The sequence below is a fragment of the Shewanella sp. genome (genome assembly GCF_048265805.1).
GTDB lineage: Bacteria > Pseudomonadota > Gammaproteobacteria > Enterobacterales > Shewanellaceae > Shewanella.
Map to the genome: position 1 here is coordinate 23,324 of NZ_JBLXAT010000021.1, position 20,913 is coordinate 44,236.

Annotated in this window: 9 protein-coding genes; 6 read left to right on the forward strand and 3 right to left on the reverse strand. The window is 47.8% G+C overall.

What is annotated here, in order from left to right; all coding sequences use genetic code 11:
• Positions 1 to 73: 73 nt before the first annotated feature.
• The 3 genes from ACN0TT_RS14470 to ACN0TT_RS14480 form a co-directional block, all read right to left on the reverse strand.
• Positions 74 to 745 carry a response regulator transcription factor gene (locus ACN0TT_RS14470; protein WP_417762858.1) on the reverse strand — a complete coding sequence of 224 codons (672 nt, stop codon included), beginning with the start codon at positions 743 to 745 and terminating at the stop codon, positions 74 to 76.
• Positions 746 to 816: 71 nt separating this feature from the next.
• Complete coding sequence (locus ACN0TT_RS14475; RefSeq protein WP_417762859.1) at positions 817 to 3,834, reverse strand: TonB-dependent receptor domain-containing protein; 3,018 nt, start codon at positions 3,832 to 3,834, stop codon at positions 817 to 819.
• Positions 3,835 to 4,101: 267 nt separating this feature from the next.
• On the reverse strand, positions 4,102 to 6,849 hold the full coding sequence (locus tag ACN0TT_RS14480; RefSeq protein WP_417762860.1) for a M16 family metallopeptidase: 2,748 nt from the start codon (positions 6,847 to 6,849) through the stop codon (positions 4,102 to 4,104).
• A gap of 180 nt (positions 6,850 to 7,029) precedes the next feature.
• Here ACN0TT_RS14480 and ACN0TT_RS14485 point away from each other — a divergent pair, with 180 nt between their 5' ends.
• The 6 genes from ACN0TT_RS14485 (at position 7,030) to ACN0TT_RS14510 (ending at position 20,829) form a co-directional block, all read left to right on the forward strand.
• Positions 7,030 to 8,562 (forward strand): hypothetical protein, encoded by a 1,533-nt coding sequence (locus tag ACN0TT_RS14485; protein WP_417762861.1) that lies wholly within the window; start codon positions 7,030 to 7,032, stop codon positions 8,560 to 8,562.
• Between the two features lie 2 nt (positions 8,563 to 8,564).
• A complete protein-coding gene (locus tag ACN0TT_RS14490; protein WP_417762862.1) occupies positions 8,565 to 9,557 on the forward strand; it encodes an AAA family ATPase in 993 nt (330 codons plus the stop codon).
• Positions 9,557 to 10,468 (forward strand): DUF58 domain-containing protein, encoded by a 912-nt coding sequence (locus tag ACN0TT_RS14495; protein ID WP_417762863.1) that lies wholly within the window; start codon positions 9,557 to 9,559, stop codon positions 10,466 to 10,468. The genes ACN0TT_RS14490 and ACN0TT_RS14495 overlap by 1 nt, the downstream gene beginning before the upstream one ends.
• The gene (locus ACN0TT_RS14500; protein ID WP_417762864.1) at positions 10,465 to 12,129 is read left to right on the forward strand and encodes a hypothetical protein; all 1,665 of its coding nucleotides are present in this window, start codon (positions 10,465 to 10,467) and stop codon (positions 12,127 to 12,129) included. Before ACN0TT_RS14495 ends, ACN0TT_RS14500 begins: the two co-directional genes overlap by 4 nt.
• 12 nt (positions 12,130 to 12,141) lie before the next feature.
• Positions 12,142 to 14,610: a VWA domain-containing protein gene (locus tag ACN0TT_RS14505; protein WP_417762865.1), complete on the forward strand. Its 2,469-nt coding sequence runs from the start codon at positions 12,142 to 12,144 to the stop codon at positions 14,608 to 14,610.
• 144 nt (positions 14,611 to 14,754) lie between these two features.
• Positions 14,755 to 20,829 (forward strand): hypothetical protein, encoded by a 6,075-nt coding sequence (locus ACN0TT_RS14510; protein WP_417762866.1) that lies wholly within the window; start codon positions 14,755 to 14,757, stop codon positions 20,827 to 20,829.
• The last annotated feature ends 84 nt before the right edge of the window (positions 20,830 to 20,913 follow it).

Genomic DNA, 20,913 nt, shown 5'->3' on the forward strand with positions numbered 1-20,913 from the left:
AATGTTAATAATTATTCAGAAATTTTATCTAATATTGAGTTTCGAGTCTTACAACAACCTGACCTGTTAAAAATTAGGTCTCAGCAAGGCTATATCCAACGCCTCGGATGGTGATAATCCTAACCGCCTTTGTTTTTAATGAAAGATGCTTACGCAATCTACTGAGCTGTGACTCCAATGAGTTGGATGTAACAAACTTGTCGTATCCATATACCTTAGATTCCAGAGTTTCTCGGGTTACTAGATTTCCTGGTCGCATCATTAAGGCTTCAAGCACTAACGCCTCTGTTCGTCTCAAAGTCAGCGCGACGTCATTTATCGAAAATGTACGGCTTTCAACATCATATTTAAGTGGGCCAAATGTTTTGAACTCACGAACAGCTTTGATGGGTTGCCTTAACGCGTTACTAATACGGGCAAGCAACTCTCTCGGTTCAAAAGGCTTAGCAATATAGTCGTGGGCACCGGATTCGAGCCCACGGATACGGTCATCAACATCCCCCAAAGCAGTTAGCAGAATCACCCGCTGTGGACGATGCTCTTCAGCAAAAAAGCTCAACAGTGACATGCCTTCACCATCAGGCAGGAGGCGATCAAGTAGCACTAAATCAAATTGATTCTCTAAAACCGCAGTCTTTGCTATTGACAGCGTTGCGGCGATGTCTACTACAAAGCCATGCTTCTCCAGATATGCCACCAATGTTTCAGCGACATTCACATCATCTTCGATGAGTAATAACCGCATCTTCTATATCTCTCAACTAGACATTGTCAGTTTTTAAAAGCGCCCCAATATGATGGGGCACTTTTTACTACTTAAAACTCGTATTGCAATTCAAGTGATAACGTGCGACCGGCTACGTTATAGCGCGCTGAGTCATATGGCAATTGACCTACTACTACAAATGGTGGCTTGGTATCGAAAATGTTTCGACCTGCAAAATTTAAGTGTAAGTCTGGTGTTAACTGATATGACAAGGTTAGGTCGTAGGTTGTCATTGACCCCACTTCTTTAATGTAAGTTGGGTTAGTGATTGTTCCAGCAGACATAATCGTCTCATAGTCATTCAGATAGCTTGGGGTGTAATAAGCCCATGCGGTAGCGACCAAATCTCCATAGCTGTAGCGAAGCGAGCCTGTTAACTTGTAATCATCTACGCCCTGTAATGTACCAAGGTTTGATACTGGTTCATTGCCTGCGATCGATTGTCGATCAGCCTTAAGATTATTGAGGTACGTAATCTTCGGCTCAAATGTACCAAAAGACGTATTAATAAAATAACCTAAGTCATAAATAACAGAAGAATATTCAGAGCCTGATAAATTGAAAGTCATGTTACGCATTTCGGTAATTTTACCGTTTTCATCGCGCGGATAATATTGCTCCAATAAATAAACTTCATCCTGAGGCAGTAAACGAATTAGCTCTCCCGTGTTCTCATATTCGTTCTTAATTTTGGTGTTATTGTATGTAACATCCAACGTTAAACCAGATAAGAACCCTTTGGGGTACCAAGATAGAGTATATGCACGCTGTTTTGATGTCTCTGGCTGTAAATCAGGGTTAGGTGCCGTAGTTCGCAGTACGTCGTAACCGTAGTAAGAACCTCCATAGTCTACGTCACAATCATCATGCTCTCGGCAATCATATAACGGATCTCCAGAAATCGTTGTCGAGTAAGCCATTGTTCCTGTTACACTAAAGAGCTCGGTGTTTGGCGGCGCTCTAAAGCCCTCCGTCCATTTCGCGCGTAGCGTTAACTCATCAGTTGGCTGCCAGTTAAAGCCGTATGATGGCGTATTACGCCCAAAAGTGTTTTTACCATAGATAAATTCGCCACCTAAGTCAGGGTTAACACCATCTACTGTACCCACTACACCTTCGGTGCTGTACTCATCACGGCGTAAGGCTAAGCTGAAGGTAAGTGACTTCATCATAGGGAAGTTAAATTTACTCCCAAAAACAGGAATGCTAGTTTCGGCAAAATAACCTTTACGAGTACGATGTGGAATCGGCCCTGTAATAGCGCTAATTTCTCTACTGTTTACACCGTCATCATTGTACTCACCACCGATAGCGTAGCTGATTTTACCCGCTGGTAACTCAAACAATGCGCCAGTTAAACGGAGCTCATAGTTTTCCAGACGAGAGCCGCGCTGCTCTTGTGAGTGCCTATAATAGAAATCATTGATAGAACCGCCAGACCCATCTGCTGACGACTTCCACGGGTTAAATGCAATATTCGGATCAGCACTGGTCAGCGCCGTACATTGACGATTGAAGAGATCTTGATAGAACGCAAGTTCATCGCCAGTATAGATGCCGCGCGATAGGTCAAAGTTGTAACAGCTCCAACCATTTGGCGAGGTTGAATCTTCGTTAATGTTAACGATAGAATCGTAACCATAACGACTGCCTGAAGTTGTTGACCTAGACGTTGTGTAAATAAAGTCTAGTTTGGTGTCATCACTAATCTCATAAGTCAGCCCAAGGTTAGCACTCCAACTATCATTGGTACTATCGCTATAACCGTATGGTAATTCACCTGAAGCGAGTTCATCTGCTGGGTAATAAGCGGCTGTTACACCAGGGGTAAAAGAGGAAAGTGCGTATGCTGGGAAAGGATTGTACGCTTGTCCTGGAGCCATATTAACGCTCAAAGCCGTCGCATCAATCTGATTCTGTGATGATTCCAGACGCGTAAAAAGTCCGTTACCATTAATGGTCAGATGCTCCGTTAAACGCTGCTCAAAACTCAGAGTTACACTCTTGGATTCGGTATCGGGTCCAGCTATACGTGGCACAAAATCACGTCGAGCATCGCCCCCAACAAGCATCATATCATCCATTGTCGGCTGGCCAGTGAACCCAGCAGGCACGGTGTAGGCTTGGGTTAATGTGTCATAGGTACCAGTTGTTGGATTGTAATTGGAAATTGAGTTGTCAATAAACGCTGGTTGATTACCATCACCGAAAGAACGACGATCATAATATGGGTCATCGTTAAAATAGGGGGCATAGTTATTAGTTACGTAGCCTGTCTTAGCATTAATAATTGGCTTACGTTTTGAGTAGTCTAACGTAATAGAGACATTACCAGAGGTCCAACTTTTACCGCTGTATAAACTAAATCGAGAGTTATCCGCGCCGTTATTTGAGTCTTCGTGTTGAACGGTCACAGTCGTACCAGAGTAACCACTCTTCAGAATGAAGTTGATTACTCCGCCCATGGCATCAGCACCATAAACGGCTGACGCACCGTCGGTAGTGATTTCAACTCGTTCAACAGCGCTAAGAGGAATACCGTTAAGGTTAACAAAACCATCCTGAATCCCTGCGGCACCCGCCATGCGCCGACCATTGACCAAAATCAATGTGCGGCCAGCCCCCATACCACCCAAGTTGGCCGCCGATACGCCTAAAGCACCAATGGAGGACATATTTCGAGCCGAACCATCGGCCACCCCTAAAGGCCCCCTCAAGCGAGTGTTAGCCATCCCACCAATCGTGGCGAGGTTTTGAGGTAAGGTACGGATCAGCTCCTCTACGCTAGTCACACCACGCTCTTTGATGTCTTGTTCGGTGATAATTGTCGTCTTGTTGACTATGTTACCATTCTGCAAGCGTGAACCTGTGACCAGAATACGCTCATCTGCTTTAAGCTTAGGTTGCGAAACTGATTGTTTAGCAGTTTTATCATTAGTGGCTGCAACAGATGGATTCTGAGATGACTGAACTTCAATGTCATCTTCACCAGCTGCATACAAACTTGGGGATGTAATTCCCATTATGGTTAGCGCTATTATGGATAGCGGAAATTTATTAGTGCGCACGGGTACCTTCCTTCATTCATCTATCAGTCTGTTGTTGACTCGAATTGTTATTTTTTAATCATCTGTTTCAAATTTGTTTCAATATTGAGCAATAGACTTATAGCGAATAAACCTTGCACCAACCTTACAGAGCTTATTCAATGACGAAAAATTGTTAAGTTGAATAGTTAAAAAAAAGCCTGACATTGAAATATCAGGCAAAGGTCAAGGAATATCTAATGCTAAGCAATAGCACACTCATTGCTATGGCAACGAATGAGTTGTGGCCTAGCGAACTTTGTTGCCGTAAACATCCCATACTTCGACAGGCGCCAAGTTTAGACCTCGGATATCCTGTTCAATTTTTGAAAGATCACCGACAATCACCCAAGTTAACTGATTGGGTTTGTAGGTGCTTTTAGCTAGTGCTTGCACTTCAGGCAGCGTTACTTGTTCTAAACGTTGTGCGGATGATTCCACTCGGTTGTATGGCAAGTGGTACAGATCTGAATTGATCATCGAGCCCATAAATGCCGAGTTATTGGTAAATCCTTGTGGCACTGAATGAACCGCCGACTCTTGATCGCGTTGTAGCTCAGCCGCAGTAATTGGGCGTTGGCCTACGTAATCAGATATTTCGCGTTTAATTTCCAACATAGACGCTGCAGTTTTATCGGTTTGCACGGTACCGCTGGCAGTAAAGACGCGTTCGCCTTCTGGTGAATTGTGAATGCCACCGCTAAAGCCATAGGCCCAGCCCTTATCTTCACGCAGGTTCATATTTAAACGACTATTAAAACCACGGCCTAATGCTGCGTCCATCAACGATTGTGTTGCCGCAGTATCTTTGTTGAATGGTGCAACAGTATGGCCGACACTAATGCTACTTTGAACGGCTCCAGGGGCATCAACCAAGATAATTTTAGCAGTACCTTGCGCTGGCGTAATTGGCGCCAGTGATGATGGTGTGACTAGCTTCCAGTCGCCAAAATACTCCTTGGCTAATGCTTTGGCTTTGTCGAGGGTAATATCACCAACAAGGTATAGCGTGGCATTATTTGGGCCTACCTCATGAGCGTGGAAGCGCAGGATGTCATCTCGTGAAATCGCTTTCGCTTGGTCTCGGGTGGTGATTTTTCCGAATGGATGATCCGCGCCCCAAATGGCTTTGTCATACACTTGACTGGCGGAACGCATAGGGTCCATCTCATAGCCATTGTAACTGGAATCAATACCTTCAATGACTTTCTTCAATTCAGACTGAGGGTAGGTTGGGTGACGTATCACTTCACTGGCGAGACTAAATGCCTCATCCATATTATCGGCAAGACCGCTCCAGTTAACACTGCTGCTCTGTTGACCGGCACCACTGTTGATATTGACCCCGATGTTATCCATCTGTTTAGATAACTCGCTCATATCATATTTGTTACTGCCCATCATCAACATGCCGAAGGCCTGCTCGGCGGCACCCGGTGTGTAGTGCGCATCAGCCCTTGCGCCGGTGGCAAACTGCATCGAAACCTCAACCAGCGGTAGATTATGGCGCTCTGCCACCACGATTTTCATGCCGTTATCTAGCTGCGCTTGGTGAATTGGCGGCATGGTAATTTTGCCTTCAAACTTGCCCGCTTTAGGCAATTCGCTGCGGTCAACTTTAACATTCATCGCCTGAGTGTTCGGTTCTGGCAGAATGCGCAATTCAAAGTAAGGCTTATCGAGCCATTTCTGCGCGACTTCACGCACGTCTTGGGTATCGGCGTTACTGATCCATGCGCGTTGTTTGTTAATAAACAGCGGGTCATCATGATGCACTAAGCCATCAATCAGTTGCGATCCAAGTTGCGCGTTGTCTTCCATTGAACGCAGCAGCGATATTTCACTGGATAAGTTAATCGCCTTTAGCTGTTCTTCCTCAGGCCCTGTTTTGAAATATTGCTGCATGGCAACATCAATCAGTTGGTTCACTTTGTTGATGTCGACGTTAGGCTTTAGCGTCACACTGAGAGAAAAGGTACTGTTGACGTCATTAGGATCAACTGAGGCGTTAACGCCTAATGCCAACTGTTTGTCGTCAACCAGTAGTTTGTAAAGCGGCGTATTTTTGCTACCAGCTAAGGTACGACCGACCAGTTCCATCAAGGTAGTGTCTTTGGCACTGCTGTTCGGCAACGCCCACACACGGCTGAGGTTAACATTAGGTACGCGGTCGTAAATTACATCGCGTTTGATATGGTCTAGTTGCGGGATCCATTGGTCGATACGATCCATTGGTTTACCCGCTGGCACGTCGCCAAAATAATGAGAAACTTTCTCTTTAGCGGTTTTCAGATCAATATCACCAGATAAGACCACGACCGCATTTGATGCGCCGTAAGAATCTTTAAACCATTGCTTTACATCATCAAGTGATGCTCTATCTAAGTCTTCCATCGAGCCGATAGTGGTATGATCGTAAGGGTGGCCTTTAGGATAAAAATTTTTTAAAAAACGATCATAAATTTTAGATCCCGGACGCAGTTGACCCTGACGTTTTTCGTTTTTGACGACTGCCCGCTGTTCATCCAGCAATGCTTGAGTAATACTGTCACCAAGATATCCCATGCGATCTGATTCCATCCACAACGCCAAATCTAACGCATTACTTGGCACCGTTTCATAGAAATTGGTACGGTCCAAATTGGTGGTGCCATTCATGCCGACAGCACCGACTTTATCGAAAGGAACGAAAAATTCTCCTTTGCGATGAATAGTATCTTGGAACATTAAGTGTTCAAATAAGTGCGCAAAACCAGACTTACCTTCCGGTTCATTTTTGGAGCCCACTTTGTACCAAACTCCGAGATAAATATTGGGCACACTATGATCTGTATGCACAATGACTGTTAGGCCATTAGCGAGCGTAAATGTTTGATAGTCTACATTGATTTTAGAAAATGCCGCTTGATGCTGCTCGGTGGCAACTGCGGTAAATTGTGGCGATAACAGTAATCCCGTTATCAAGGCAGAAATAAGCGTTTTATTGATCTTCTTCAAGGCGTTTTCTCCAAGAGTGAATATTCCTTCTTTGGTGCCATTAAGGCATTGATACCTTGCACCAGCCTGACCTGTGATATGAAAAAAATTAACCAACGAGAGTTGTTGCAAGGTTGGTGCAAGCCTATTGAGGTCAAATAGCAGTATCGATAAGCCTGACCGAAGAAAAAACGGTGTGAGATGACAGTTAAAAGTATGGAACTAATACAACAACAGTTAGATCAACTGGTTGTTTTAGGAAGAAAAAACTTGTTGCATCGCACCAAAGTCTTTGCGCATCAACACGCGTTGCCTATTGCAGGCTATTTATTATTGCCGGTATCATTTTGCGGTCTGGTAGCGCAATTTTTTATTAACATTCGCTTGGCCGAACTCGTATGGTTTTGGTTGGTGTGGATACTGGTGCCACTATTGGGATATGCCAGTGCATTTACTTATCAACTCATTGGTCACCACATCAGTCGCAAACAAGCACTCGCCCTTTACGATGATCATCTGCATTTAGCTGATCGTTTGCAGATTGCCGATGAATTTTTAGCATTGAAAACCCCAAGCGGTTTTCAATTGGCCGCCATTGAAGATAGCCAACGCGCAATTGCGCAAGCGTTGACGACACCAATACCTAAGTTAGCGAGCATCAAAATTACACTGACACGGGGCAGCAAATTTGCGGTAATCATCAGTGTAGCGTTGCTGTTGTTGCTTGCGCTGTTCAACATTACCGGCCCGATACTGAGCGACGGCTTGGGATCTGGTGCCGCGTTCGCCAACACTGATGACACCTCTTTGGTGGTTAACAGCAGCAGTAAGCAAGCTCTTACCGCGGTGACAACATCCCTCACCGAAACGCAATCGGCCGCGGTTGACAGCGCGACGACAGCTCAGTCAAGCAAAATAGCCGATGCGGCCAAGAATACTTCATCATCCAAAAATGACAGCAACAATGGTCGTGGAGCCGCTGCCGCGGATAACGGTATTGCCTCAGCGCAAATGAGTGCTGCGGCAAGAGTGCAAACAGTGACTGCCGCAAAGGCTTCCTCTCCCCAGCTTACGCCACGGCAACAACTCGCAGAGCAACGTCCATTGCTGTCGAGTATGACGCCATCGGCGTCAACAGCGAGCTCTCAGAGCCAAAGTGATGCCCAGGCCAATTCAAAAACTCAAGATAGCGGTGCAGAGCAGCAAGCCGATGCACAGCAAGAAAATAGCGTATCGTCAATGGCAACTGCTCAAGATGAAAATAACCGCCAAGACGAAACCAATCAAAAAGGCGCGATGGGAGCCAGTCGCAGCGCTGCACAGCAAGGCAAGCCAGCACAGAAGAAACAGGATAGTGGTGCCAAGAAAAAGAACAATCAACAGCAGTCTGGTGGCTCTCAGCAAAACAACAACAGTAATAACAGCCAAAACCAGGGCGATGATGCTCAGAAAAAATCTCATGGTATCAACCAGTTGATGCTATCCGTACCAATGCCAGATCAGTTTATTGGCACGCCTGGCCCCGGCCCTGAGCAGCAACAGATGCGTAATGTGCAACCGAGTGAACAACCAAACGTGCGCCTGCCAAGTCAAGGGCGAGGTGAGAATGAAGACAGCTTGTCAGTCAAAGATGACCATATGGCTGAACCATGGGAAATCAAGTTACTCAGCAAGTTTTATCACAACGTACATGCCGAAAAAGACAATAAAGATAACAGCATTAAGGAAGAATAATAATGGTGAATTCATTAACTGATCTCGCAAAACAACGCCAGTATTTTACCGATAACTTTTTCGCCATTGCAGAAGAAGTGAGTACGATGATTGTTGGTCAGCAAGCCGTTGTTGAAGGCGTGCTAACGGCGTTGTGTGCTGGGGGTCATGTGCTGCTTGAAGGCGTTCCCGGTCTCGGCAAAACCATGCTGGTGAGTTCTATCAGTAAAGCGGTCAGCTTGCCATTTTCTCGTATTCAGTTCACCCCCGATATGATGCCAGCCGATATTCAAGGTACGTCAGTATTGATGGAAACCGAAAGCGGAGGCCACGAGTTGACGTTCCAGCCGGGACCGATTGTGTCTAACTTAGTTCTCGCCGACGAGATCAACCGTGCGACCCCGAAAACCCAGTCAGCGTTGCTTGAAGTGATGCAAGAGAAACAGGTTACCGTGGGGCGCAGAACCATCAAGTTAGACGAACCATTTTGTGTAATGGCCACACAAAATCCGGTCGATCAAGAAGGTACCTATCCACTGCCAGAGGCGCAATTAGACCGCTTTTTGTTCAAGCTTGAAGTGGGCTATCCGACGGAGCAGGATTATCACACCATCATCGATCGCACTACGAGCGGTGAGCAGATCCATCTCAACGCGGTGGCAAACGGCGATGTTTTAAATGAGATGCGTCGTATCGTCCGCAGTGTACCTGTGACTGAAGAGGCAAAGACATTTGCCATTCGTCTGGTGATGGGCACACAACCACAGAGTCAATATGCTTCCACCAAAGTGAACAGCTATGTAGCGCTGGGGGCATCGCCACGTGGTATTCAAAGTTTGATGTTGGCGGGTAAAGTAAAAGCATTGCTCAACAAACGCTTATCTGTGCGGCCAGACGATATTATTGCGGTTGCTCATCCAGTATTGCGTCACCGTTTGGTACTCAATTTTAGCGCACAAGCGGCAGGGATTAGCAGCGATAGTATCATTAGCAGTGTGCTAGAAGGGCTTGCATAATGTCGTCACATTCAGCGACCGACACCACGCTTTTGGATGCGGATTTCATTGAGCAGGTACACCAGTTTAGCCTGAATGTTGTCCATGCTGGCAAAGGCGGAAGACTCGCCGAACAAAAAACCTCAGCAAGAGGTCAAGGGCTTGAATTTGCGGACTTTAAGCCTTACGTCGCTGGTGACGATCTACGCGCTATCGACTGGAATATCTACCGTCGCCTTGGCCGCGTGTTTGTGCGGGTGTTTGAAGAGCAGCAGAACCTTCCAGTTTATTTGTTGCTCGACTTGTCCTCAAGCATGTTTGTCGAAAATCCATCGCGCATAGCAGCGGCCAAGAAAGCGGCTTTTGCACTCAGTGCGATAGCCCTCAACCAACATGCGTCGGTCACTCTGATCCCATTTTCAGAGCAACTCACATTGGCACATAAGCCTATGTCTGGTCGCCACCAGATGATGCGCATGGCAGAGATATTGACCGCAAGCAGCGAACAGCAAAAAAGCTCGTTGGCAAAGGTGTTGAGCGAGTTTGCCAACTACCCGTTGCGTCAGGGACTCGTAGTGGTGGTGTCTGACTTTTTTGATAACGATGGCATCGAGCCTGTAGTAACCGCCTTGCAGAGTATTAGGCATCGATTGCTTTTATTGCAAGTGACTCAGCCGTGGGACGCAGAGCCACAATTGCATCCGTTGCTGACGGGTGATGTGCGACTGCAAGACAGTGAACTAGCAACCCATATTGATGTGCAGATAACGGGCTCGCTGGTAAAACAATATCAAATGGCATATCAGCAATTTAATTCTAAGATCGTGCAGTTGGCCAAAAGCCGCGGTGCTGGGTTATTTACGCTCAATGCTAGCGACGCTGTTTTGCCGCAATTAACTCAGTTTTTTGCTGACGGAGGTTCGCAGCTATGAGTTTTGCTAACTTGCCGGTTGTTGCTTACATCGGCGGTGCATTGCTATTAATTGCTGCCTTGGTGGCGATGCAATGGTTACGTTCTCGCTCATCCGTGGTGCCCATTGCGACCATCCAGTTTTGGATTCAAGCCGCACAGCAGGCACCTGCACGTGTTTGGTGGCAACGATTTCGTTATTGGTTGGCATTATTGCTGTCCATTGTCATCGCGATATTGCTGTGGACTGCGCTCAGTGGTGTGCAGTTAGCGAATACTCACAAGTCACAGATCTCCCTGTACTTTATTGATAGCTCGGTGGTGATGCAGCCGCAGCACCGTCTTGCCGATGCTAAAACTCAGCTGCTGCATGATATCTCTGCCACGAGTGCCGCACAGCGCCAAGTTTGGAGCGGCGATGTCAGCGCCAGTCTGTTACTACAAGCCGATGAAAGTTATGCGTTGTTAGCGCCGCGGCTAGCAGGCATTAACGCCACCGCCCATAGCAATCAATTTTCGCATTGGTTAGCCAATGTGGTGGAACATGATTTTCCGACGCAGGATATCGACATCTATTATTACGGTGCGCCGTTAGCTACCAAGGTTACGCAGGCGTTAGCCGCGCGGATCAAGCTGCATTACCGCTATATTGCGCCGGCACTCGCTGACAACGTCGGCATTGTCGCCTTGGGGCAGATGCCCGCTGCATCAGGTGAATGGGGCAAAGTTGATGTGCTGTTCTCTCTATTTGCCAGTGACCATCGGCCACTACGGGCCGACATGGTGCAATTTTCCCTCAATGGTCAAGCATTTCAGCCTCAAACTATTGAAGCTCTGGGAGATAGCACCTTTGTTCTCAAAGGTATCAACACTAGCGCTGCAGCACAGCAACTAAAGTTGTCGTTACAACAGGGTGATCTGTTTAGCGCAGATGATCAGGCAACACTGACGCTTGCCCGCTTGCCCGTTATTCGAGTGGCACTGCAAGCTGGCGTTCCACCGTGGATTGCACCATTGATTAGCTTGAGTGATGGCGCAACGGTGGTTGACACTAATGCGGATGTGGCGGTGTGCTTGACCGCTACAGGTTGTCCAGCGGCGATTAGTGTGCTCTATCTTGACGCGACCAACAATGTCGCGCAGTTCAGTGCCCCCGGCGATAAATGGTTTAGCGGACTTAGACAGCAGTGGCAGCAAAACGGCTGGGGAACTTTGTCGGCAGCGCAGCAGTTCCCCACACTACAGTTAGCAAGCAGTGCTGAACGTCAGTTGCATCTGAATCTGGTGGCGATGAATCAATTGGTTAACAGCGAAAGTGCGCAGTTGCCACGTTTCTGGTTACAGAGTTTGCGGTGGCTAGCAAATAGCGATGACCTTACGCCTTATCTCGCGGTTGATCAGCCATGGCCACAACGGCGTTCATCGCTGACCACGGGTGCCAGTGTTATTACGCCAATGCCATTGCTGGCAGGCACTATCGCTGGACGCAATGGTGAACAGTCGAGTGTTTCGTTGCTATCTATAGCCATATCTAGCAGCGTTAGCAATGAAGTGGCGGCCACCGAACCAGAACTCGACGCCAGTGCCCCGCTGTCACCGTCACCACTGTGGTGTTGCATTGTGTTAGCGCTGTTGTTGCTGCTGCTTGAATGGATCTTGTTGCAACGTGGACGTTTGCCTTAAGGAGTTGATTGCATGAGCTTTACCTTATTGCAGCCATGGAGCGCTGTGCTGCTATTGTTAGTGCCCGTGTTCTGGTTTTTAGGACGACGTGCCAGTGTTACTCAGCGCGTACTACGTTGCAGCCTTATTGGGCTGCTGACGCTAGCGTTAATACAACCGGTGTTAGTGCATCACACTGATCAACTGCATCAAGTTTTTATTGTTGATCAATCTGCCAGTGTCGATGCCAGTGCGCGTAATTCGGCGGTAAAAGTGTTGCAACAGCAGCTTGCGAGAGCAGCAAGTGATGAACAAATTACCGTATTGCAACTGGGGGGGGAACCGCTGCAACTCGCTGATGTTAATGTCGTGATGGCTAACGACACACAAGCATCACTGTCGCAATTAGTGCTGCGGGCGTTGTCATTTATTCCGCACGAAAGTGCCGGCCATATCACACTCATTAGTGATGGGTTAAGCAGTGACAGTCATTGGCAATCGGTAATTTCACAACTACAACTGCGCCACATTGTCATGGATTGGTGGCAACTTGCCAGTGCGGTGCAAACGCCGTTCATTGCTAAAGTGACCAGTCAAAACGTACGTATGGGACAAGAGGTATCAATAGCTGTTGAAGTAAATGGTGTTGCTAGCACGCATGCCAACTTGCAGCTGAAAGTGATGCGTGACGGTAGTGTTGTGGCTGAAAAGGCCCTAGATACTGTAATGTTGCGCCAGCAAAAAACGCAAACCGTCATCTTGTCACTTGGACAAGCTGCCGCTGAGTTTGAGCCGATTGAACTGCAGCTGCTGCAAGCTGATACGCGAGTACCGCTACAGCAACAGCAATTCATCTTAACGGCACAGCAACCTTACGCCGTGTTATTTGCCTCGGCCGATGCGGCCGCAGGTGCACGCTTACAGCAATTAGTTGGCCCAAGTTTTAAGGTGACGCAAGCGCCGCTACCAGTAGCTGAAGCTACCGACTTTAGCCAATACCAAACCGTGATGTTAGATGATGTACGCGCAGAAGAATTTCCCACGCGCGCTCAGCAGCAGTTGTTAAATGCGGTAGATAATGGCGGTGGGATGTTTTACTCCGGGGGCGAAACCGCGTTTGGCAAAGGTGGATTTGCAGGTCAGCCACTAGCGGAGTTGCTGCCCGTCGAATTAACTCAACAGCAAAAGCAGCGCGAACCGGGCGTGTCGCTAGCGATCGTTATCGACAGTTCTGGTTCTATGCAAGGACGCCCATTGGAGTTAGCTAAGCAAGTGGCGCGATTAGCGGTTCGCAAACTGCGACCGCAAGATCAGGTTGGTATTGTAGAGTTCTATGGTACGCGTCAATGGGCGGTACCGATGCAATCAGCTGAACATCCTGATGAAGTTGAGCGCGCGATTGGCCGTATGCAAGCCCAAGGTGGTAGTGAGTTGTTCCCTGCGATCCAAGAAGCTTATTTTGGATTAAAAAACAACCACAACCGTTATCGTCACATTCTATTGATCACTGATGCGGCGGTTGAAGAAAATAACTACCAGCGTTTATTGCGCTTTATTGCTCAAGATCAGATCAACGTATCCACAGTGTTAGTGGGCGATGGCCATGACGGAGAACAGCGCATGGCCGATTTGGCTAACTGGGGCCAAGGGCGTTTTTATTCCATTCAGAATGAATTCAACATGGTGGAACTCAATTTTCATCGCCCATCGACTGAGCCGCAATCCAATTATCATCAAGGGCAATTCCAAATTGAAGATGCTCAGACGCATACGCTGTTAGCGGCTCCTTCGTTATCTGGTTACGCAAGAGTGCAAGCCAAATCTAGCTCACAAAGTCGCTGGCGCATGGCAGAATCTTCAGATCCGTTGCTCAGTAGCTGGCGTTATGGTGCTGGTAAAGTTGCCGCGTTGATGACAGAGCCATTGGGTGCGGGCACAGCCTCTTGGGCAAATTGGTCGGGATACGGTCAGTGGTTGGCACAGCAACTGGCGGATACCGTCAATACCCAACAACAACTGCAACTCAGCAGCCAACGCGTTTTTGGTCAACTGAATGTGCGGGTAGATGTAGCTGATTATCAAGCGATTCCTAACTTGGAATGGAAGACTGATGCAGCTGCGGAGTGGCAATCACAGCCGCTGCAGGCGGCAGCACCCGGCGTCTATCTGGCAAGTTTGTCAGTAGCGAATAATGTGCCCGTATTATTGCGAAGTCGTGTCGGGCAGGTCACTCAGCGCGCAGTAAACCAAGCGTCTAGCGATATTTATGCCGAGTCAAAAGTGCCAGAGAGCCAAACTAAGCTACTTGAGCAGGTAGTCGCGGCAGTCGGTGGCGTCAGTACGTTGGTCAATAGCGCGCCGATGCCGCGACCATCAGCTCAAGCCGCATCGGCCAGATTAACAGCGTTCACCTTGTATCCTTGGTTATTACTATGTGCATTGCTGCTGTATTTTGCCGAGATCGTAGTGCGTCGATTGCCGAAGAAAAAATTGTTGTATTAGCGGCTGTTTATCTTTGATGGTTATTTTTCAGCAGACAGCGCGTGATTTAGGCAAGGCAGGTGATGTGCCGTGTAGTTATTCTCCACCAACAGCGCCTAACGCTGAATAAATCACGCGCTGTCGCTGCCCGAAGGAAAGAAAAGCATGAATTTTCCCATTAAACCGCTATTGATTGCACTGACATTTGCTGGCCTCAAGGTGTCGTCAGTAAACGCGGCAATTGCACAATTAGATGTGCAACAATTAGTGAATGGTCATCATGTCGATGTGGCCAGCATTGACCAACTATATCTGCAAGCGGTTAACTCAGCGACGGGTGTTGAGCAAGTGCAACGCCAGTTGCAGCAGATTGCCAGTGCCAGCACTGATGCCAGCCGTCGTGCTAATAGCCAGTTGCTCGCAGGGGCGTTAGCGTGGAAACAAGGACAAACGCAAGCAGCGTTGACATCATTAACTCAAGCCGCCACAACCGCAAATGATGCGCAGCACTATGCGTGGTTAGCTCGCATTGAAGAAGCGTCTGGCGATGTCAAAGCTGCCACTCACCATTATCAGCAGCAGTTAGCGTTGATCCAAGATCCGCAGGAAAAACAGCGTATTTTATTGCGCCTTGCGTTGCTGAGCGACAATCGCCAGCAACTGCAGGCATTTGCCAAACAGTTCCCGCAATATCAACGGCAGATAGCCGAAGTGTTGGCGTTACTCGGCGAGCCTGCGTCAGCACTGACACTAACCGCTCACACCAAGCGGACCCAAGCAGTGGATTTAACGCTAATGGCTGATTGGGCGTTGACGGCTAAACAATACCCCCAAGCAGCCAATTATGCGTGGCAAGCTTATCAAGCGGCAAAACAAGACAGTGATAAACGTTACGCCATGGCGTTATATGTGGAAGCTTGGCGCTTAGACGGCAAACTAGCCAAAGCGGCTGACTTTTTACAACCGCATGCCAACGACGCTATCACTCAAGTGTTGTACGTTAACTTATTGCTGGAACTCGGACAGTACGACGCGGCATTAAACTTTGTAGAAAGTAGTTCATTGCCTGAACTAAAAGCCCGTGAAGCAGCCTTGATTGAGTTAGCCAACCGTCCCGAGCAATTACGCGATTTTTATCGGCGGCAGATTAAATTGCAGCCGAACGACGTGGCGGCCTATAACGGTCTTGCATCTGAGTTGATTAACCAAGGTCAGCTGCAACAAGCTCGTGCGGTTTATAGCGACTTTGCCCGTAGCAACCGTGGCAACTTAAAGGTGTTGCTACAAGCTGCGCAGCAGATGATTGCCATGGGCTTGAGTGATGATGCGCTAGCAATGATGCGCAACGCCACTTCGGCGGATAAAGCTAATACGCAAGTTCAGCTATTTCTATTTGATACTTATTTAAACTCCGGTAATGAAACTGCGGCAGCCAAAGTGTTGGCGGAGCTTGAACAACACATTGCTGCGAATAGTAATGTGCGTTTAACGCTCGCCGAAAGTTACGAGCGTTTGCGCAATCCAGAACGCGCCCTCACCATTTTGCGCCAATTTATGGCCAATGGTGGACGCCTTGGTTATGACCAGCAGTTACATGTCGCCTCGTTAGCCGATAGCATTGGTCAGCATCAACAGGCGTTAGATCTGTGGTATAGGCTGTGGACTGAAACCACACTGCCAGCGCGCAAAAATTTCCTTGAAAACCTTATTGTTAATGGGGCGCGCAAGCTCAATACTTTCGCGCAATTGATTGAACAACTGCAGCAAAAACTACAACAAAACGCGGCTAATCAAAATGATGTAAATCTGTTGGTTGCGCTGTCTATTGCCAATAATCAGCCGCAGCAGGCGGTCAACGCTGTGCAACAATATGCGCAGCTGGCAGGGATGACAGATGTTGAGCGGTTGAAACAGCTTGCCAGCATTTATGGTCGCCTTGAGGCTTACGATAAACTCAATGACGTTTGGCGACAATTGGCGACACTCGAACCGAATAACGCCAAGCAATATTGGCAACAGATTACCCTTAATAGTTTACGCAACAACATTTTTGATGCAGAAAAACCACGTAAAGGACAATCGGCAGAAGAGTTGCGGTTAGAGCAAGTGCAACGTTTACTGCACAACCTGCAAGAAAACGGCGAAAGCATCGATCACGAATTTGCCGCTGAATTATATGCGATGGCGGGTTTGCCTAAGCAGGCGGCGCAAGAGTATCAATCAGCTTACGCCAACAATCCGCAAAATGGTGACAGCTTATTACAGTTAGTTCAAATACTTAAACAACAGCAACAGACTTCGCAGGCAACTAGCATGTTGCAGTATCAGTTGGAGTTTGCCTCAACCTCCAACGCTTTCTTCACGGCTGTTGACGGTTTATTGAACTTGTTTTCTAGCGGTGAACAAGGCATGTCTGGCAACGAGCGCGTCCAAGGTAAGCAGGTGTTGCGCTGGTTGAAACAACGAGTCATCGAACGTTTGGTGTTTGACCAAGACCCGACTCGCACCTTGCTGACACTTAGCGATGTCACGCAAACCTTAAGTGAGTTTGATAGCGTCGAGCAGGCCAATCGCATTTTGCTGGCCGTGAATGAGATTCAACGTCCGGCCATTCTTCGTTCGTTAGTCAGTCAATACAACGGTGCCAGCGGGGATGGCACCTCGTCAGGTCCTGCAATTGGTGATCTGCAGAAGAAACTAATTTATGGCCGTCGCTTGCTAGCGTTACAGCAGGAGTTTCCGCCATCACTGTACAACGATTTAGCCGAGGCATTGCTCGCTGATAAGGATATTCTTGGTGCTGAACGTGCGTTCTCGATGATGACCGATATTCCCGGAATCGTGAATGTCAAACAGCAGAAAGGCAACGCATTTGCTCGGGCGGGCTACGATAATCGGGCGCTGACCTATTATCGTCAAGCATTGGTCACTGACCAAAGCAACTATGAACTGCTGCTTAAAACCTCAGTGTTAGAAGAGCAGATGCAGAAAGCGGATATCGCATTTCATTGGTACTGGCTCGGGGTTAATCGCTTGATTGAGCAGCAGCCATTGTTTGACAAAGCGCCGCAAAACGCCAGAATTTCTGATTTGAACAAGTACTTTCCATCATTGTCGGAAGGTTTGCTGATAACCGCACAAACGGCCCCTAAACACGCCGAGCAAGCGACAAAAAATCTGCAACAGTTGTTCAATCAGACGCTGAAACTCAGTGGTAAAACGCTGGCTGAAGGCCAACCGGCAAGCCTGAATAATTACCCGCGCTTGCAACTCATACAATCTCTGTTGCGCCAACTAGCTGCTGCGACCAATAATCTGCAACTCGCCCATTGGGTTGATGCGCAGTTATCACCTCGGTTTATGCATGATCAACAGTATGTCGCACAAACTGCGCGCTACTGGCAACTGCAAACGGGGGCCGCCGCCCCGGTGGTGGGCGACGATCAGCATTGGCCAATGCATGCACTCGCAGCACAAGCTGCAAGTGATGACAACTTCCCGTTGCAGTTACGCTTGGCACTACAGCAAGGTAACTGGGAACAGGTAGCGCAATTAGCCACTAAAGTGGTGGCAGCGCTTAAAGATCCGCAGCCTTCTGAAAACAGTATGATGTTGAAAAATCAGTATTACCCACTGATTGAAATGGCGGCACAGGAAGTACCAACCAATGTCTTTAGCGAAAAAATTTGGCCGATTCTGATGAATGTCGCCGACCCAGAATTAGTCTGCTTCCAGCTACAACGCTTCCAACCGACGTTGTTTGCAACAATCAGTGCCAAAATACCATCACCGCTGTTGACGCCGCAGCAATTTGTCGCCTTGGCGTTGCAACACAGCAATGATTTTGCACCATCGGGAATGCAGCATTTCTCGAATGACGAGGCTTATCGAACACTGCTGATGCAGCAACTTTCCATTGATGAACAACTGCAGTTGTACGACAACTTAGTTCAGGATTTCCAACGCAATAATCGTTACTCCGATCTGACTAGACAGCTACTGCGTGGTTTGTTGCAACAACACTTGTCTATGGCACAACAACAGCGATTACAAACGTTGTTCTTGGCTAATGTGACGTTCTCGCCGAATGGCAAGGCTACGCCGGCATCAATCATTGAACAAATGTTGTTGTTAAATGTTGCACCGACCAATCAACAGTTGCTTATCGATACAGCAGAAAAACTGGTGTTGCAACGTCCTGATGTCGCTGGGCTGGAGCACTTTTTAACGCAATACTATGCTGGCGATAAAGCCGCAGCTTTTATCTCGCTGCTACAACTACATCAGCAAGCAAGTGGCAGAAATGACTATAATTTCTTGCGCTACATTCCTCCGCAAGTTTTTGCCGCGGAGCGCCAAGCGTACATCCGCGATTTTCTGAGTAAGAATCAGGCAACTGATGGCGAGATCAAATTGTTTTACGAGGAAATTACTAGCAGCGAAGACGATAACAGCTCACTAGCTCAACAGCTGCAACAGCTGCGGAAATTGCGACCTGATGACCCGCTGTTTTTAGCCGCATGGCTCAGATTGCAATGGCGTAAGCAAGACTATGCAGAGTTTGTGCGTTCGTTAAGTCAATGGAATTCGCAGTTCCCAGATAAAGATAACCTGCACCTGCTTTATTTCGTCCGTCGCCTTAGCGATCCATTCAGCACAAATAACCAAGGTGAGATCAACGATATCGACACCTTAGTGTCTTGGCTGAACAAAGCGATGAGCCCCACCACTAGCCGTGCTAGTTTAATGTCTCTATATCCAGAAGTTTTTGATAAATATGCCGAAAAAAACAGTCAGCTCGACGTTATTCAGCAGTTTAAGCAACGGCGCGCCAGTCAGCAGATGGTATCGCCGCATTCAGAAACTCCGTTGGGCTTGACCAAACTGGCTCAACTGTATAAACAAGATCGTGCACAAGGAATCGCCTTATTAGGCACCATCTGGCGCAACGCGCTGCCTGGTTCTCAGCAGTTTGATGGACACAATCTATCCCGCGAACAGTTGCTGTATACCCGTTATGATAGTGACGGCAACGTAGTTGATACTCGTACACAACCCGTCTATCAGCCGTTGCTTGATAATGGCGAAGATCTGTTAGCCGAGATTGCTGCTAATCCGGCGGGGAGCGCGATGTTCGAAAAATGGTTGCTAGCGCTGTCAGATGCTGAGCGTCCGAATCAGCAACGGTTGTATCAATTAATTGTCAGCGGTTGGCAGCAACAACAGCAGCTTAACGCGCAACAACTTAAATTACTGTCACAGCTGGAAGCGGGTGAGATGACCTTGACCCAGCTGCAACTACTGTTAACCAGCTTGGATGCCAGTCATGCCACACTTACCACAGCCCAGTTGGACAAATTAACGGCATTAGCAAAGCGGTTGCCACTGCTCAGTGTGCATACTCGCCTACAAATGGCGCATGTATTTGCTAGTGCTGCGCGCTACGACGATGCATCTGGATTGGTGCGAGCTGCTACTTGGCAACTGAATTATCCAGCGCCTACGATAGAAAATCGTATTGAGTCGAGCCGTCCTAACGCACCGAAACTGCAAGATATTGTGCTCGAACTGTCACATTGGTCTGATAAGGCGGCAGCAGGGCAACTGCTACAGCAGGTATTACAGCTATCGTTACAGACAATTACGCTAAATAAGGACAGTGAAAGCTTATGGCATAGTTTTGTACTGATGGCTGCAGCGCAGGTGCAGCTCGCTAAGGCTGACAGCACAGAACTGACGAATGCGCTTAAGATTGTGGATCATGATAGCAGTAATTATTTGAACCTTGCGGCAGCCCAATATTTTTATCAGCAGCAACGCGATGGTGATTGGCAGACTTATTTGTGGGCTGCACTCAAACAAAAAGCCGAGCCCAAAGCTGGGGAGTGGATTCCCTATAACCGTGAGCTAGAGCTTTTATCGACACGGCTATTTGGCTTCGGCGTGTCCGCCACTACCGAGCAGCAATTAGTACCGAGTATGATCGACTTTGTGCAAACACTAGATGTGGCATCGCTGCAGGAGGTAGCAACGCACTTGTTAAGCATGACGCCAACGCAGATTAATGCACTTTCGAGTGACCACTTAACTGGGTTAACTTTAGTGCTGGCAAAGCAACTGATAGCGCACAACGATGTCGCTATAGCACGGCAATTGCTGACGCAGGTTGCTGCAGCATTACCCGCGGCGACTGACGCGCAACAGGCGCTATCTCAAGCACAAGCACAGTGGCTTAAGTAGCTAACCCGTTTTCTGTTTGTGAACGTTTAGATGTCAGATTGGGGTAAGTAAGCTGCATTATGATTCAGCATCTACCTAATGTTG